The 16,313-nt window shown below is 30.4% G+C and carries 12 protein-coding genes and 1 tRNA gene; all 13 read right to left on the bottom strand.

Going from position 1 to position 16,313, the window contains the following annotated elements; genetic code table 11:
• Positions 1–455: 455 nt before the first annotated feature.
• Positions 456–1,832: a UDP-N-acetylmuramoyl-L-alanine--D-glutamate ligase gene (gene murD / locus JJD95_RS00960; RefSeq protein ID WP_291639416.1), complete on the bottom strand. Its 1,377-nt coding sequence runs from the start codon at positions 1,830–1,832 to the stop codon at positions 456–458.
• A 189-nt stretch (positions 1,833–2,021) separates the two neighbouring features.
• Entirely contained in the window at positions 2,022–3,413 is a 1,392-nt protein-coding gene (locus JJD95_RS00955) for a glycine--tRNA ligase (RefSeq protein ID WP_291639415.1), read from the bottom strand.
• A gap of 362 nt (positions 3,414–3,775) precedes the next feature.
• Positions 3,776–3,850, bottom strand: a tRNA-Asn gene (locus JJD95_RS00950).
• Positions 3,851–4,002: 152 nt separating this feature from the next.
• Positions 4,003–5,511: a lysine--tRNA ligase gene (lysS, locus tag JJD95_RS00945; RefSeq protein WP_291639414.1), complete on the bottom strand. Its 1,509-nt coding sequence runs from the start codon at positions 5,509–5,511 to the stop codon at positions 4,003–4,005.
• 151 nt (positions 5,512–5,662) lie between these two features.
• Complete coding sequence (gene greA / locus JJD95_RS00940; RefSeq protein ID WP_291639413.1) at positions 5,663–6,145, bottom strand: transcription elongation factor GreA; 483 nt, start codon at positions 6,143–6,145, stop codon at positions 5,663–5,665.
• 273 nt (positions 6,146–6,418) lie between these two features.
• Positions 6,419–7,237, bottom strand: a complete 819-nt coding sequence (locus JJD95_RS00935) for a hypothetical protein (protein WP_291639412.1) — start codon at positions 7,235–7,237, stop codon at positions 6,419–6,421.
• A 77-nt stretch (positions 7,238–7,314) separates the two neighbouring features.
• On the bottom strand, positions 7,315–8,292 hold the full coding sequence (gene dusB / locus JJD95_RS00930; RefSeq protein WP_291639411.1) for a tRNA dihydrouridine synthase DusB: 978 nt from the start codon (positions 8,290–8,292) through the stop codon (positions 7,315–7,317).
• Between the two features lie 8 nt (positions 8,293–8,300).
• Positions 8,301–9,080 carry a type III pantothenate kinase gene (locus tag JJD95_RS00925; protein WP_291639410.1) on the bottom strand — a complete coding sequence of 260 codons (780 nt, stop codon included), beginning with the start codon at positions 9,078–9,080 and terminating at the stop codon, positions 8,301–8,303.
• A 345-nt stretch (positions 9,081–9,425) separates the two neighbouring features.
• A complete protein-coding gene (locus tag JJD95_RS00920; protein WP_291639409.1) occupies positions 9,426–9,803 on the bottom strand; it encodes a biotin/lipoyl-containing protein in 378 nt (125 codons plus the stop codon).
• 32 nt (positions 9,804–9,835) lie between these two features.
• On the bottom strand, positions 9,836–10,174 hold the full coding sequence (locus tag JJD95_RS00915) for an OadG family protein (protein ID WP_291639408.1): 339 nt from the start codon (positions 10,172–10,174) through the stop codon (positions 9,836–9,838).
• 160 nt (positions 10,175–10,334) lie between these two features.
• Positions 10,335–12,005: a formate--tetrahydrofolate ligase gene (locus tag JJD95_RS00910; protein ID WP_291639407.1), complete on the bottom strand. Its 1,671-nt coding sequence runs from the start codon at positions 12,003–12,005 to the stop codon at positions 10,335–10,337.
• A 372-nt stretch (positions 12,006–12,377) separates the two neighbouring features.
• Positions 12,378–14,618, bottom strand: a complete 2,241-nt coding sequence (locus JJD95_RS00905; protein ID WP_291639406.1) for a DEAD/DEAH box helicase family protein — start codon at positions 14,616–14,618, stop codon at positions 12,378–12,380.
• Positions 14,612–16,285: a site-specific DNA-methyltransferase gene (locus JJD95_RS00900; RefSeq protein WP_291639405.1), complete on the bottom strand. Its 1,674-nt coding sequence runs from the start codon at positions 16,283–16,285 to the stop codon at positions 14,612–14,614. The genes JJD95_RS00905 and JJD95_RS00900 overlap by 7 nt, the downstream gene beginning before the upstream one ends.
• Between the last annotated feature and the right edge of the window lie 28 nt (positions 16,286–16,313).

The following is a 16,313-nucleotide window of genomic DNA, read 5'->3' as shown; positions in this document are numbered from 1 at the left end:
TTGTTACTCAAGCTCATTACATACTATTTAGTCTTACGACTAAAAATTTACTTCTTTTTACTAAAGTAATTAACTGGTTTAGCAAAATATTATTTTGCTATTCTTTACCTATTTCTCTGTTTAATTTTCAAAGACCAATTTATTTTGTCATCATGTGACGACTTCTACAATTTTATCAGTTATTTAATCATCTGTCAACCCAATCTAAAGAATCTTTAATAATTAATTTAACCTTCATCACTATGTTCGCAAAGTTAATTTATAACTATGTTTCAGCAACAATTAATATAATATCATATGTATAAATTAATTTTTGCTTATAATCACTCATTATATCCATTCACTTTCATATTTATACTTATTTCTTCCATATATTCTGTTTTACTTGTAATGATACGCTTGGAGCATTTAATAAATATGGAGTTATATATTTACATATACGACTCCATATTTATTTATAAAGCCATAACTATTTCTTTATATTTATTACCGCGCACTTCAAAATTTTCGAACATATCAAAGCTTGCACATGCCGGTGACAACATCACTACATCACCAGGTTTGGCAACTGATTTAGCTGTATCAATAGCTCCCTTAAAATTTTCAGCAATGATAATCTCCAGAAAAAATCCCTTTTCTTGTAATACAGACTCAAAAACTTCTTTTATTTTATATTTAGTGGAACCTACTAATATTAGAGTTTTAATATTTAAATATGCTTCTTCTGCTAACGGTTTAAAAGGTATCTGCTTATCATATCCTCCTGCAATTAATATAACCGGTTTTTCAAAGGCTTTAAGGCTTGCTATAGTTCTAGTTGGACTAGATGCTATTGAATCATTATAATACTTAACTCCTTGGATTTCTCTAACAAATTCGCCCCTATGAGGTACCCCTATGAAACTAGTAGCAATGTCTCTCATGCTCGCAACTGTCACTTCATCTTCCACTGCACAAAATGCAGTTAATAAATTGGCCACATTGTGCATCCCTTTTAACTTTATTTCTGAAAGATTACATACTAACTTATCCCTAATAAATAATTCATCATTCTCAAAATATGCGCCCTCTTCTACTTTCTCTATTATACTAAAATACTTAACTTTTGCAGCGGCCTCTTTTCTGAGTTCATAAGTCAAAGCATTATCCTTATTCAATATAATTACATCACTATTTTTTTGATATTTAAATATGTTCTTCTTTGCCTGTATATATTCTTCCATATCCTTATGAATATCTAAATGGTTCGGACTTAAATTTGTTACTACCGCTACATCTGTAGAAACAGTCATAGTCATAAGCTGAAAACTTGATAATTCTAATACTACTTTATCATCACTACTTATTTCTTCAATATTTGCAAATAGTGGAGTCCCTATATTTCCTCCAACCCAGGTTTTATATCCTTCCTTTTTTAGTATATTATATATTATTGTAGTTGTTGTTGTTTTACCATCGCTACCAGTGACCCCAAAAGTTTTTGCAGGACAATATTTTATAAATTCTTGCATTTCCGATGTTATATATGTTCCTTCCTCTTTTGCTTTTAAAAGAGCCTGATCATCTATTCTCATTGATGGTGTTTTAAAAATAACATCGAAACCTGTTAAGTCATTTAAGTAACCTTCACCTAAAACTAACTTTACACCACTTTTTTCAAATTTTAAGGCTTCCTCTCCAAGTAAACTATAAGTTTTTTTATCAAAAGCTGTAACAGCAGCACCCAGTTTCACTAGAAAATGAATTAAAGGAATATTACTAACTCCTATACCTACAACTCCAACTTTTTTCCCTCTTATAAATTTTTTAAATTCACAAAATTTTTTTTCCATATAACCCTCCATATACTCTTTATATATTAAATATTATATTATCAATTTAACAAATTTGATTCTACTAATTATAACACTTAAGTTATCACCTGTGGAAGTAATGGTAGATTCCTTTTATACAATAAAAATAGTGCATAGTATAAATATAGCCTATGAAAGCTACCTTTTATACGATGCACTACTCTTTAATTAAAATTGTAGTTTATCTTCTATAAACTTTTCTAAATCATTTATGCTAAGTCTTATTTGTTCCATTGTATCTCTATCCCTAACTGTTACAGTGTTATCTTCTAAAGTATCAAAATCCACAGTTATGCAGTATGGAGTTCCAGCTTCATCTTCTCTTCTATATCTCTTTCCTATACTTCCAGCTTCATCGTAATCTATATTGAATTTTTTACTTAACCCTTCAAAAACTTCATTAGCTTTTTCTGATAATTTTTTGCTTAGTGGCAAAACAGCTGCCTTAAACGGCGCAAGTGCTGGATGCAAATGAAGCACTGTTCGTACATCGCCATTTGGAAGTTCTTCTTCATCATAAGCATTAACTAAAAATGCAAGCACAACTCTATCTGCACCTAAAGAAGGTTCGATACAATAAGGTACATATTTCTCATTAGTCATAGGATCTAAATAGCTCAAATCTTGACCTGAATGTTCCATATGCTTCTTTAAGTCGTAATCAGTTCTATCAGCAATTCCCCATAATTCTCCCCATCCAAAAGGAAACAAGAATTCTATGTCACAAGTAGCATTGCTATAAAAAGATAATTCCTCGGTGCCGTGGTCTCTAAATCTTAAATTTTCCTTTACTATCCCCAAATTATATAAGAAATTAGCACAAGATTCTTTCCAATATGCGAACCATTCTAAATCCGTACCCGGTTTGCAGAAAAACTCTAATTCCATTTGTTCAAATTCTCTTGTTCTAAAAATGAAATTTCCTGGTGTTATTTCATTTCTAAAAGCCTTTCCTACTTGGCCTATACCAAATGGAATCTTTTTCCTGGTAGCCCTTTGAACATTTTTAAAGTTTACGAAGATACCTTGAGCTGTTTCTGGTCTTAAATATATATCTGATTTTCCATCTTCAGTTATTCCCTGTGAAGTCTTAAACATTAAATTGAATTTTCTAATGTCAGTAAAAACGTTCTTCCCACATTTAGGGCATACTATTTTATTTTTTTCTATATATTCTTTTAATTCTTCATTTGTCCATCCATCAGCAGTAGCTACTTCTGCTCCTTCTTTCGTCATATGGTCTTCCACTAACTTATCTGCTCTAAATCTAGAGTTACAACCTTTACAGTCCATTAGTGGGTCCGAAAATCCCCCAACGTGCCCTGTTGCAACCCAAACTTCAGGGTTCATGAGTATAGCACAGTCTACGCCTACATTATAAGGGCTTTCTTGAATAAACTTTTTCCACCAAGCTTTTTTAACATTGTTTTTAAATTCAACTCCAAGAGGACCATAATCCCATGAATTAGCTAGACCGCCGTATATATCCGATCCCGGAAATACAAATCCTCTATTTTTACATAAACCAACTACTTTATCCATACTTTTTTCAAATGCCATGTTAATACCTCCTAAATTTTATATAATTTATTGATATTTTGTGTTATATATAAGTATAAAAAAAAGACTATACCCTAAGGGACGAAAATTACTTCCGCGGTTCCACCCTTATTGGCACATGCCCTACTCTAAATTCTATACACTCAAAAGCTCCCTTCACAATAATACTTTGATTGTTTCCACCATCCACAACCTCTCTTATAAAGTACTACTACTACTCTTCTTTATCACAGTGAAATATTTAATTATATTTATATATTAATAGACTTCATATTATTATAGACAAATTAATTAGTAATTATTATACTATTAAAAATATGTTTACAATTTCAGCTATTATAATTCATTCAAAAAAAATAAAATGGCTCCGCGAAAAGGATTTGAACCTTCAACCTATCGGTTAACAGCCGAGCGCTCCACCGTTGAGCTATCGCGGAATATTATTATTTTTAACTACAATGACATTATAACATATAGAATTAAAAATTCAATAACTTTTTGCATTTTATAATGGTTTTAAGCTCTGTAGTTTATATCTAAACCATAAAAGGATATTTTAGCTAGACTAAAATATCCTTTTATTATTAAATTATTGCATTGGTTTCATTGTAGGGAATAAAATAACATCTCTTATTGAATAAGCGTCAGTTAAGAACATTACTATTCTATCAATACCTATTCCAAGACCTCCTGTTGGTGGCATTCCCGTTTCTAATGCACTCATAAATTCTTCATCCAAAAGATATGCCTCATCGTCGCCTAGTTCTCTTTCTTTTGCTTGTTGCATAAATCTCTCTCTTTGAACTACTGGATCATTTAACTCCGAGTAAGCATTACATATTTCTCTTCCGAATACAAAACCTTCAAACCTCTCTGTAAACTCATCATTTCCTCTCTTCTTCTTAGTAAGAGGTGATATTTCTACCGGATAATCACATAAGAATGTTGGTTGAATTAAATGTTCTTCTACATATTGTTCAAATAGTTCATTTAGTATATCTGCTTTTGTACAATCTTCTAATTCTTTTTTAAATTGTAAATGCTTTTCTTTAGCAATTATCCTAGCTTCTTCATTTGTATTAATCAACATAAAGTCCACACCTGAATACTCTTTTACTGCATCTACCATTGTTATTCTTCTCCATGGTGGTGCAAAGTCTATTTCAGTTCCCTGATAATTAACCTTTGTAGTTCCATGAATTTTTTCACAAACATAAGCTATCATATTTTCAGTAATTTCCATCATATCATTATAATCTGCATAAGCTTCATATAGTTCTATCATTGTAAACTCTGGGTTATGTCTTTGATCCATTCCTTCGTTTCTGAAGTTTTTACCCATGTCATATACCTTTTCAAAACCAGCAACAATTAGTCTTTTTAAATATAACTCTGTTGCAATTCTAAGGTACATATCAATGTCTAGCGTATTATGATGAGTCATAAATGGTCTTGCTGCTGCTCCTCCTGCTATTGGCGCTAAAATCGGGGTTTCAACTTCTAGAAATTCTTTGTTATCTAAGAATTCTCTGATATATCTAATTATTTTTGTTCTCTTAAGAAAGGTCTCTTTTACTTCTGGATTCATTATTATATCTACTTCTCTTTGTCTATATCTTAAATCAGGATCTTTTAATCCATGCCATTTTTCAGGAAGTGGTTTCAGAGATTTAGCTATAAGTTGAAAGTCCACTATATGTAATGATATTTCACCAGTTTTAGTAACAAAAGTTGTACCAGTTACACTTAAAAAATCCCCTATGTCAAAACTTTTATATTCTTTTATTTTTTCTTCCCCTACATCATCTATTTTTATGTATAGTTGAATTTTACCATCTCTATCATGAATATCAGAGAAACCAGCTTTACCATGAACTCTTTTAGACATAAGTCTACCTGCTACAGTAATTTTTACGCCTTCGAGCTTCTCATAATTATCTTTAACCTCTTGTGATGTGTGAGTTCTTTCAACTTTGTATACATCAAATGGATCTTTCCCTTGTTCTTGAAGTTCTGCTAATTTTCGTCTTCGTATTGTTACCTGCTCATTATATTTAGATTCAAGTTCATGTATATTCTTTTCTTCTTCGTTTGACATTGATATCCCTCCTGTTTTCTTCTAGTTCATCAAATAATTGTTAACATTTAGCCACAAATATTGCTTATGTATATATATTTCTTTAGGGTACCTATCAATTATACATTGTTAAGCACCCTTTTTCTCTATAAAAATGAAATAATTTTAATAATTACCCTCTTTTAACTTCTAATATTTCATATTTACCAACACCATCTGGAACTGCAACTTCAATTATCGCTCCTACTTTCTTACCCACAAGAGCACTTCCTACTGGAGATTCATCTGATATCTTATTATTAAGTGGCTCTGCTTCTGCTGAACCCACTATATAAAATTCAACATCTTCATCAAACTCATAATCCTTAACCTTAACTATAGATCCTATACTTACTACATCTTTGTCAATATCATTTTCATCTAAAACACTTGCATTTCGGAGCATATTTTCTAGTTGTATTATTCTTCCCTCTACAAATGCTTGCTCGTTTTTAGCATCATCATACTCTGAATTCTCACTCAAATCACCATAACCAAGTGCTACTTTAATTTTTTCTGTTATATATTTTCTCTTTACAGTTTTAAGGAATTCTAATTCATCTTCTAATTTTCTGATTCCCTCATAGGTCATCACATATTTTTTTGGCTGGCTCATTTATTTCTCCCCTTTTAAATTTTTATTAAATAAGTTAATAAATATCAATAAAATCCTTTATAAAATAACAATGCCCGAAAACATTACTTCCCCATTATAGTAATGTTTTTATCAAACAAGCAAATTTACGGAATGGATATAATATAAGGCTATTAGTTCATATTGATGATTTATTGGGTATGAAATTCATTAATAGAATAACAATCCATGTAACCATTTAGCACATTATAAATCAGCCCATTAAGATTGTCAATATACTATGCGTAAAAATTTCTAGCAAATTACATTATTGTTGTATTTTATTTGTTTTATATCTATACCATTATACTTAAGAGCTTTCTCTATATCAGGCTCTTGCATTTGGCATAATATAGCTCCTAGGAGTTCGATAGAAAAATCTAGTTTTGAAACATTCCAAGGTACATTATAGCATACATCATTAACTGCTAGAATATTACTTTTCGCAATCATACTATTATCTAAAAACCATACTAATTTACCATCACTGAATTCATGAGCTTTAGATGAAATAATAAAATCTGCTATTTTAATTGCATAGACTTCATCATCTGTAACAATAGGCGACACCCCGAAATTAGCAATAATATAATCTGCTAATCTTCTAGCTCTCACCAAATCCCAGGACAAAAATACAATATATTTGCTTTGCTTTGCAAGTTCTACAATAATATTATAGTTTATCATTTCTACAGCGTCATATACTACGATGCAAGAATTTTTCAAGCTTTTATTCCTCAGCCTAAGCAAAAGCTTTATACTTTTTACAACACTAAAAGCTAAAAGCTGCTTTTGAAATGAATTAAAGTAAATATAATCCAATGGTCTAAGCGTCTTTGGCGATAATTGTATTTCTTTACATTTACATAGTTTTTTAGCATAAGTTATATTACCTAAGTAGGCTTTTCTATTAAAATTGGGTGGAAGTCTTACCTTTGTAACTTTAATATCTAATTCTTTAATAAGTTCGGCACTTATTAACTTTACCTTTCGTTTATCCAAAATCTTACTTATAAACCCGAATTCGTTATAGGAGTTATAAGTATTTGAAGTTACACATAATATTGGTTTCATAAATATGCACCTTATAAATTAATGTACTATCATCTTATTCACCATTAATTATATAAATTCATGTTTTAATTTAAATATTATTTATTTATAGTTTTTAAATATTCCCTATATTCTAAAAGTAGTTCTCTTGTCTCGTCATAATTATTTTTAGTATTAATTTTATTCTTAATTTCAGTGCAATTACTAAGTCCTTTAACATACCACGCTGTATGTTTTCTCATTTCTCTAACTGCTTTAATTTCACTGTATGATTTTACGGCTAAATCTAGATGCCTTATACACATATCTAATTTTTCTACTGCAGTTGGATATGTAACCCGTTCACCACTTATTGCACACTTAATTTCTCTGAAAATCCAAGGATTCCCCATAGCTCCTCTTGCAACCATTATAGCATCACAACTTGTTACTTCCTTTATTTTCATAGCATCTTCTACAGAAAATATATCTCCATTGCCTATTACTGGAACTTTAACATTCTCCTTTACAGCCCTAATGATATCCCAATCAGCTTTGCCAGCATACATTTGTTCTCTAGTCCTACCATGTACAGCCATAGCATCGATCCCTGCATCTTCCATGTACTTAGCAAATTCTACGGCATTAACACTATTTGCATCAAAGCCCTTTCTAAATTTTACTGTAACAGGCTTTGTAGAAACCTTTTTCATTTCTTTTATTATTTGAGCTGCTAGTTTAGGATTTTTCATAAGCGCAGATCCCTCACCATTTTTTACTATCTTAGGTACTGGACAACCCATGTTAACATCAACCATGCAAATATCATCTCTGCTATTAAAAATTTCACAGGCACTAGCCATAATTTTAGGCTCACTTCCAAATATCTGAATTGCTACAGGTCTCTCTAAATTAGAAACCTTCATAAGAGCTTCTGTATTACTACTTCCATAATATAGGCCTTTAGCACTTACCATTTCAGTATATAGGAGACCACACCCGAGTTCACTACATAACCCCCTAAATACACTATCTGTAATCCCTGCCATTGGAGCTAAAAAAACATCATTCTCAAAATGAATATTTGATATTTTCACTTAATCACCTATTCCCTATTCTTTTCATAAATCATTCTAAGGCCCTCTAATGTTAGGTTAGCATAAACCTCATCAATAGTTTTAGACTCATCCCTTATTACTTTTGAGAGTCCACCTGTAGCAACAACATAAGGTTCTTCTTCTCCCATGTTGACCATTTCCATTTTCATTTTATTAACAATATAATCTACTTGGCCAATATACCCATATATTATTCCAGCCTGCATACTTAAAATAGTGTTTTTACATATAACTGTATCTGGTTTTATAAGCTCCACCCTAGGTAACTTTGCAGCTCTCTCAAATAACGCTTCGGATGCTATTTTTATCCCTGGGCATATGGTCCCCCCTAAATAATTTGCGTCTTTACTTATAGCACAAAAAGTTGTGGCTGTTCCGAAATCTATTAAAATTAACGATCTTTTAAAAATTTCATGTGCTGAAACAGCATTAACAATTCTATCCGCACCTACTTCTTTTGGATTATCATATTTTACATTTATTCCAGTCTTAATCCCTGGCCCCACTACCATAGGCGTCAGTTTAAAATATTTTCTTATCATATGCTCTATTGAATACATAATATTTGGAACCACAGAGGAAATTATTACTCCCTTAATAAGCTGTGTTCCTATGTTTCTCTGATAAAACAATTGCATTACTTGAATTCCATATTCATCAGCAGTTTTTTTTGCATCAGTAGATAGTCTCCACTCTACGAGTAGCTCATTGCCATTAAAAACTCCTAAAACAGTATTCGTATTTCCAACATCTAAAACTAAAATCACTTTATACACCGCCTATACAATATAAAGCAGTTTTGCACGCTGCTTTATATTATTTCCGTATTAAAACCACAAGAATAGCATAGCCAATATTTTATAATCTTGATTATAACTATTCTTAATTTAACAATTTAATTTTAACAACTCAAACATATTTGTCAAGCTAAATATTTATATAAATGTTATTTTCCGAAAATAGTTAGAAGAATACCTGCTGCAATATTAACGACTTCAGAAGGAGATTTAGACTTCCACTGAAGTTTTTTATTTATTATAGCATGTAACTCCTACTTATAGAAGTTGGAGACTTTCCTTCTGAAATGTCGTTAAAATCCTAAAAGTATTGCGCTACTCAATAACTGCCAAAACATCTCCAGCATTAACAGTATCACCACTGACTACACTTACTTCTACAACTTTTGCATCATGAAGCGCCATAATTTCACTTTCCATTTTCATCGCCTCTAGTATGAATATTACTTGCCCCTTTTTAATATTATCTCCAGGGCCTACATTAACTTTAAGCACTATTCCAGACATTGGGCATTCTATTTTTTCCCTAGTTACATTTAATTTTTTCACCTGAGTTTTTGTTGATGACTGAACTTTTACTGGTGATTCCTCTGTTACTGCTACAGGTATCACGCTACTAGAGAATTCCGCCTTAACTTCTTCAACTTCTACTTCATAAGTAATTCCATTTACTTTTATATTATATTTTTTCATTTTTGTCCTCCTAACTATGTCTTTAAACTATTTTAGACTTCTGATATTCCCCAAAAAGTATTATTATTTATTCTTTTGATGCTCTTTATTCTTAAATTTACTTCTGGTTTATCTAGGTATGCAGATAAACCTGCAGCTATTACTGCTACAAGTTCTAAATTTTCTTCAATTTCATACCTTTTAATTTCATCAAATTGTCCCTCTTCAATATCAATTATATCTACCGTATCAACCTTAACTTTATTTCGTGATAAAAAAAATATTATAAAACTTTGAAGTTTTATAATAAACGTCAAACTAATCAATAATGAAAAAACTATAGTCATAGCTACAAGTGTAGTAATTAATGCATCTAAAAATGAAAATTCCATATATTAATTCCTCCTATTTATAAAACGCAAAAATTATTTTCAGTATAATGATATCATATGATATTGATTTTGCAAATAATGTTCCATATATCTGTATATTGAAAAAAATAAGGTTGCTATAGCTATAAACTATAACAACCTTAAGCACATTTAAATTAATTTAGAATAAACCCGATATAGTACCATCCTCAAAAATATCCATTTTATTTGCTGCCGGCACCTTTGGAAGGCCGGGCATTGTCATTATATTTCCTGTTAAGGCTACAACAAAACCAGCACCGTTGGAAATTTTCACTTCTTTTATATTTATTGTAAAGTTTGTTGGCCTTCCTAAAAGGCTTGGATTATCCGAAAGAGAATTCTGAGTTTTAGCAACGCATATAGGAACTTTATCTAGCCCTAGTTTTTCTATTTCAGCAATTTGCTTATTTGCAGAGGGGCTATATTCTACTCCATCAGCTCCATATATTTCAGTGGCAATAGTGTGTATTTTTTCTTTTATAGAAAGTTTGTCATCATATAATACTTTAAAGTTACTCCCTTCATTATCTAAAATATCCAACACCTTGTCAGCCAATTCTTGACCTCCATCTGCCCCTTTTTCCCAAACCTGCGTTAAAGCTACTTTAACACCCATTTTTCCACAAAATTCAATTATGTACTGAATTTCTTCTTCAGTATCAGTCATGAATTTATTTATTGCAACTATTGCAGGAACTTTATATTTCTTTATATTTTCTATTTGTTTTTCTAAATTTGCTATTCCCTTTGAAAGGGCCTCTACATTTGGCTCATTTAATTTATCTTTTTTTACTCCACCATGATGTTTCAGCGCTCTTATTGTAGCTACAAGAACCACGCACTCTGGTTTCAAATTTCCATATCTACATTTGATATCAAAGAATTTTTCAGCACCTAAATCTGCTCCAAATCCCGCTTCAGTAACAACATAATCGCCTAATTTTAGTGCCATTTTTGTAGCTAGTAAACTATTGCATCCATGGGCAATATTAGCAAAAGGTCCTCCATGTATTATAGCAGGAGTATTATCAAGTGTCTGAACTAGATTTGGTTTTATAGCATCCTTCATAAGCAGTGCCATTGCACCATTCACCATTAAATCTTCACAATAAACCGGCTCGCCTTCTAGGTTATAAGCTACTAAAATTTCACCCATTCTTTTCTTTAAATCCATAAGATTTAAAGATAAACATAAGATTGCCATTATCTCTGACGCAACGGTTATCATAAATCCATCTTCTCTTAAAAATCCATTAGGCTTTCCACCAAGTCCAACAACAATATTTCTAAGTGACCTATCGTTCATATCCATTACTCTTTTATATATAATTTTCCTACTGTCTATTCTTAGTGTGTTTCCTTGATGGATATGATTATCTATAGCTGCGGAGAGTAAATTGTTGGCTGCTGTTATTGCATGCATATCTCCTGTAAAATGTAGATTTATATCTTCCATTGGCACAACCTGAGAATATCCACCTCCTGCAGCTCCACCTTTAACCCCGAATACTGGTCCAAGAGACGGTTCTCTTAAAGCTATCACTGCATTTTTACCTTGCTTACATAATGCTTGTCCAAGACCTATTGTAACCGTAGATTTACCTTCTCCAGCAGGCGTTGGATTTATAGCTGTGACTAATATCAACTTCCCATCTTTCTTATTTTCATTTCTTTTTAGTACATCTAAAGAAATCTTTGCTTTATATTTCCCATATAAATCAATATCATCTTCAGTTAATCCCATTTTTTCTGCCACCTTAAGTATAGACAACATCTTAGAACTTTGTGCAATTTCTATATCACTTTTCATATACTTCACCCCTTATATATTAATTAGACTACTTCTATTTTGGTTATTTAGTGTACTACTCTATAACCTTAATTATTTCCATTATATCAGATATTCAGGTAAAATTGCAGTGGAAATTTCAGAATATTTGATTATATTTAAAAAAACATACAGTTAATTTACTAACGGGTTCTGTTTTGAGGTGCAAAAGCTAAAATTGTGCTAATAATAACAGTATCTATTTAATAGTGAAAGTTAATATATTAACCTTAAATCACATTGGTTTTATCAATAGAAAACACCTCATGCAAAACGCATAAGGTGTTTTCTATTATTTCTTAATAAATTGAGAATAACATTAAAAAAAGCGAGATAAAATTATCCCGCCTTTTACTAAAGAATATCTTTTAATTTTTTCCAAGCAATATTAGAAATATCTTCTACCCAATCTGTATTACTATAAAGTAATTCATGGGTCATATCTCCTACATCATCAACAGTTTCGTTATCTCTTACAAATGCCCATTTAATTTGGTTATTTGCGTTTTGGGGATTAATGTTATGTTCTTCAACATATCTCTTCAATGCTTCAAATTTGTTTTCTGATTTAAGTTTATCAATATTTTTAGATGTACCATCAGCAGTTGCCCCACCTTTTACTTCAATAATCCAAATCTGACCGTTTTCCTTTATTACATAATCAGGATAGAACCCCCATTGTTTCTCTCTACTATCAACATAAATAATAGATAAATATGCCTGTGATTTTTCTCCATTTTTATATAGCCATTCTATATTAGAAGACCCTTCACAATATTTTTCAAATCTTTTTTCAGGCTTTGAACGGATTATATCCGATGTGTAGTCTTTATAGACATTTGATTTAACAATATAAGAGTCTTTACTTGGGTCATATTTAACAATATCTCTCTCGGGTATTGAAAATGGAATAGTTTTAATACCTTTTATTTTAGTTAATTCCTTTTGAGATTTCTTCTGACTTATAGCTTCTAAAAAATCATATTTAATCAACCCTCTATTATTAACCACATAAGCATAAAATTCATGGGAGTTCAATTTTAAAAACATACCATTTTTTATTTTCTTTTTCTTGTAGTTTTTACCAAGGAATAATCTTTTTAAAATGCTATGGGTTATACTATAATCAAGGCTTACCTTTTGAGATATAATCCAAATAGCGTTTTGAAGTTTAGTATCTTGTAAATCGACCTCTTTTTTAATAGTTACTTTATCTATACTTTCAATAGCTTCTGTTGTTGATACTTTTCCTGACCCCATAGATATTTTTATATCTTTATCAAAAGAATATCCGTTAATCTCTAATAATGTTATATTCTTATCTCTATTGGAATCTAAACTATATTTTTGCTTGTAGTATTTAGTTATTAGTTTAGCAATTTCTCTTTCTCCCAAGCCATCTTTATCCTCACTTTTTAGTTCCTTTAAAAGTCCTACATTAATTTCTTTGTATTCATCTTTTATATATACCAATCTTATCTCATTTGACTCAAAGTTCTTTAATACTTCATTCTTATAATCTTCATCAAAGGTATAAAGATAGCAGTTGTCTAAAGTTTCATTATTATAGTGTTTTTGTTCAGGCATACGTCTAATTCTTCCAATAGTCTGTATCTCAAAATCATCTTTCATATTTTCACGAAGTTTAACAAGCACTTTAGCTCTGGTACAATCCCATCCAGTTGATATAGCTTGTTTCATGTGCAAAAATATTACAGAGTCATCTAATTTTGTAATGCTATCTATATTAATTTTATCTTTAGCCTCAGATAGCCATTTACTAACCGTTTTATTGTTATAGTTATAACCTTTAGATTCAAGGTATTTATCTACTCTATCAATTAAGTCATTTGAAGCATTAGGGTATTGAATAATAATTAATGGATTAATATTTTTATTTAACTTTTTATATTCGTTTCTTATCTCAATTTGCTTATTTATAGATTTTTCAATAAGATACTCATATTCATCTTTTACGGTTATATCATTACTAACTCCTTCATTTATGTAAATAGCTCTCGTAATAAGTTCAGAAGCAATTACATCTGCCTCTGGTATTACTATATCAGCTTTACTAACCGTAGCAGATACCATTATCTTACTCATACACTCGAATTTATCCATTAATTCTATTGCTTTTGGTGTTATATTTTTATGACATTCATCAACAATTAGAATGAATTTAATGTTTTTTAATTTAGCTTCAAGTATTCTTGTAAAAAGGTTTTTTACCTCTGTTTCTCTTAGAGCTTTATTATCCTTCTTTGTTACTTGCTCCCAATTTATAAAACATATATTGTTTTTTTCAAAACCAGAGGTTAAAATGTCTTGTAAAACCTTAGTTTTTCTACCTTTTATATTTTCGTCAAACTTTTCTTTACTCTGAGTTTCTAAATTACCCGCACCAGGAGTTAACCATATGAAACATATATCTTCTTTAGTTTCATCTAAAAATTCATCCATGTATTTAGTAAGAATAATAGTTTTCCCGCTACCTGTCGGTGATTTAATAATTATTTTATTTTGTGGTTTATATAGAGTTCTATTTTTTAACTCTTTAACACATTCACTTTGAAATTCTTTTAGTTTTAACATATTATCTCCTTCCTAAAGTAGTAAGTTGGTATAATATTAAGGTCAATATTATTACTTTCAATTAAATATTTTTGCTTAGTTGTTAATAGCACGTCTGAATCTATATAGATTTTCCTAATCTTTTTTCCTGACTTAATATCATTTTCAAGCTTGTCAGCGTCTTCATCATCAAAAATAATTCTTATAGTTTCATTTGAGATGTCTACTGCATTTTCAAGCTGAACAAGTGATTCTATATACTCAGAGAGTTCATCCACAACATCATAATCAACATCATCTGAAAATTTTTCAACAAAGTCAGTCTTATAGTATTTTAAATTCGCAGGAATACCCTCTATTTCTTTTCCTTTTGAGGCTGTATATCCTTCTATAACTTTTTTAAGCCTTTGGTAAGTTACTTCTTCACATATATTATTCTCATTATTTGTACAGAGAATGAACTGACGATTTCCCCCATCTTCTTTATTGAGTTCCAATACAGCATGACCAGTTGTACCACTTCCTGCGAAGAAGTCTAATACAATACCATGAGGGTTATTTACTAATTTTAATAGTTCTTTAATATAATTTACTGGTTTAGGATATGAAAACACATCAATGTTAAACAAGTCCTTTAACTCTTTTGTTGCCCCTCCATTTATAAAAGAAGAATCTTCTGAAAAATCTAATGATGTATAAGGCTGTTCAGTTGATTTTAATTCATTCAAGTATGTTTTAAAAATAAACCTTTTACCTTTTACTTTAGGAAAAACTATCTTCCCTTTATCAACCCATTCTTTTACCCTGTATTCTGGAAATGCCCAGAAACGACCCGTTGATGGGTGATACTCTTCGTTTGTAAATGGATTAACTATAGTAAAGCTATAAAATCCTTTTTTTGCTGTTGGGTCTGTGTTTTTCCAAGCACCATGAACGTCATTATCAGGATTAGTATATTTAGTTAAATCTTTCGCTTTGCCATTTAAATTTATTTTTGACTTATCTTTTCCATAAACTAATAAATATTCGTGAACAATTGCAATATGTTTAGCGTCATTAGCTTTTGTTTTGGTTTTTCGTATAAACATTGTAATAAAATTTTTCTCACCTAAAATTTCATCACAAATCAATTTTAATTGAGCAATTTCATTGTCATCTATACTTATAAATATAACGCCTTCATCCCTTAGTAATTCCTTTGCAACTTCTAATCTTTCTGACATAAAGCTTAACCATTTGGAATGTTTAAAACCATCTTTTTCATCCATCATTTTATCGCCATATACAAAATCTTTATTTAAAGTATTGTATGGAGGGTCTATATATATAATATCAATTTTACCCAGGTGAGTTTTCTCTAACAATTTCAAACTATGGAAATTGTCTCCTTCTAAAAGGAAGTTAAATGGCTTATCATTATCTTTTACAATCTCTCTTGATTTATCTTCAATAAATACTGGAATTTTAGTTTCAAGCTCTATATCAACCCTCTCAGTATGTTTCTCGAAATTAAGCTTATATTTGATGTCATTTATAGCTAACTCTAATTCAACAAGCTGATTAATTTTATTCATTTTTTCATCTTCATTTAAAATATTTAAATTTGTATCTTCCTTTAGGCTATTGATTATTGATAATAAATGCTCTCTATGTACTTTTGTAATGTTTGTACTTTCTGTATTCATCATAAATTAGTTCCTCCCCGAATCCTGTTTT

This window comes from Clostridium sp., from assembly GCF_016650035.1.
Taxonomy (GTDB): domain Bacteria; phylum Bacillota; class Clostridia; order Clostridiales; family Clostridiaceae; genus Clostridium_AD.
Note: the sequence above shows the minus strand (reverse complement) of the source record. Positions and strands in the feature narration are given on the sequence as shown.

Coding starts and splice junctions, on each gene's coding strand:
- JJD95_RS00955 (WP_291639415.1), bottom strand. CDS start 3,413: ATGGCATTTGAAAAAAGTATGGATAAAGTAGTTGGTTTATGTAAAAAT.
- JJD95_RS00935 (WP_291639412.1), bottom strand. CDS start 7,237: ATGAAACCAATATTATGTGTAACTTCAAATACTTATAACTCCTATAAC.
- murD (WP_291639416.1), bottom strand. CDS start 1,832: ATGGAAAAAAAATTTTGTGAATTTAAAAAATTTATAAGAGGGAAAAAA.
- JJD95_RS00905 (WP_291639406.1), bottom strand. CDS start 14,618: ATGTTAAAACTAAAAGAATTTCAAAGTGAATGTGTTAAAGAGTTAAAA.
- greA (WP_291639413.1), bottom strand. CDS start 6,145: ATGAGCCAGCCAAAAAAATATGTGATGACCTATGAGGGAATCAGAAAA.
- JJD95_RS00900 (WP_291639405.1), bottom strand. CDS start 16,285: ATGATGAATACAGAAAGTACAAACATTACAAAAGTACATAGAGAGCAT.
- JJD95_RS00920 (WP_291639409.1), bottom strand. CDS start 9,803: ATGAAAAAATATAATATAAAAGTAAATGGAATTACTTATGAAGTAGAA.
- lysS (WP_291639414.1), bottom strand. CDS start 5,511: ATGTCAAACGAAGAAGAAAAGAATATACATGAACTTGAATCTAAATAT.
- JJD95_RS00915 (WP_291639408.1), bottom strand. CDS start 10,174: ATGGAATTTTCATTTTTAGATGCATTAATTACTACACTTGTAGCTATG.
- JJD95_RS00910 (WP_291639407.1), bottom strand. CDS start 12,005: ATGAAAAGTGATATAGAAATTGCACAAAGTTCTAAGATGTTGTCTATA.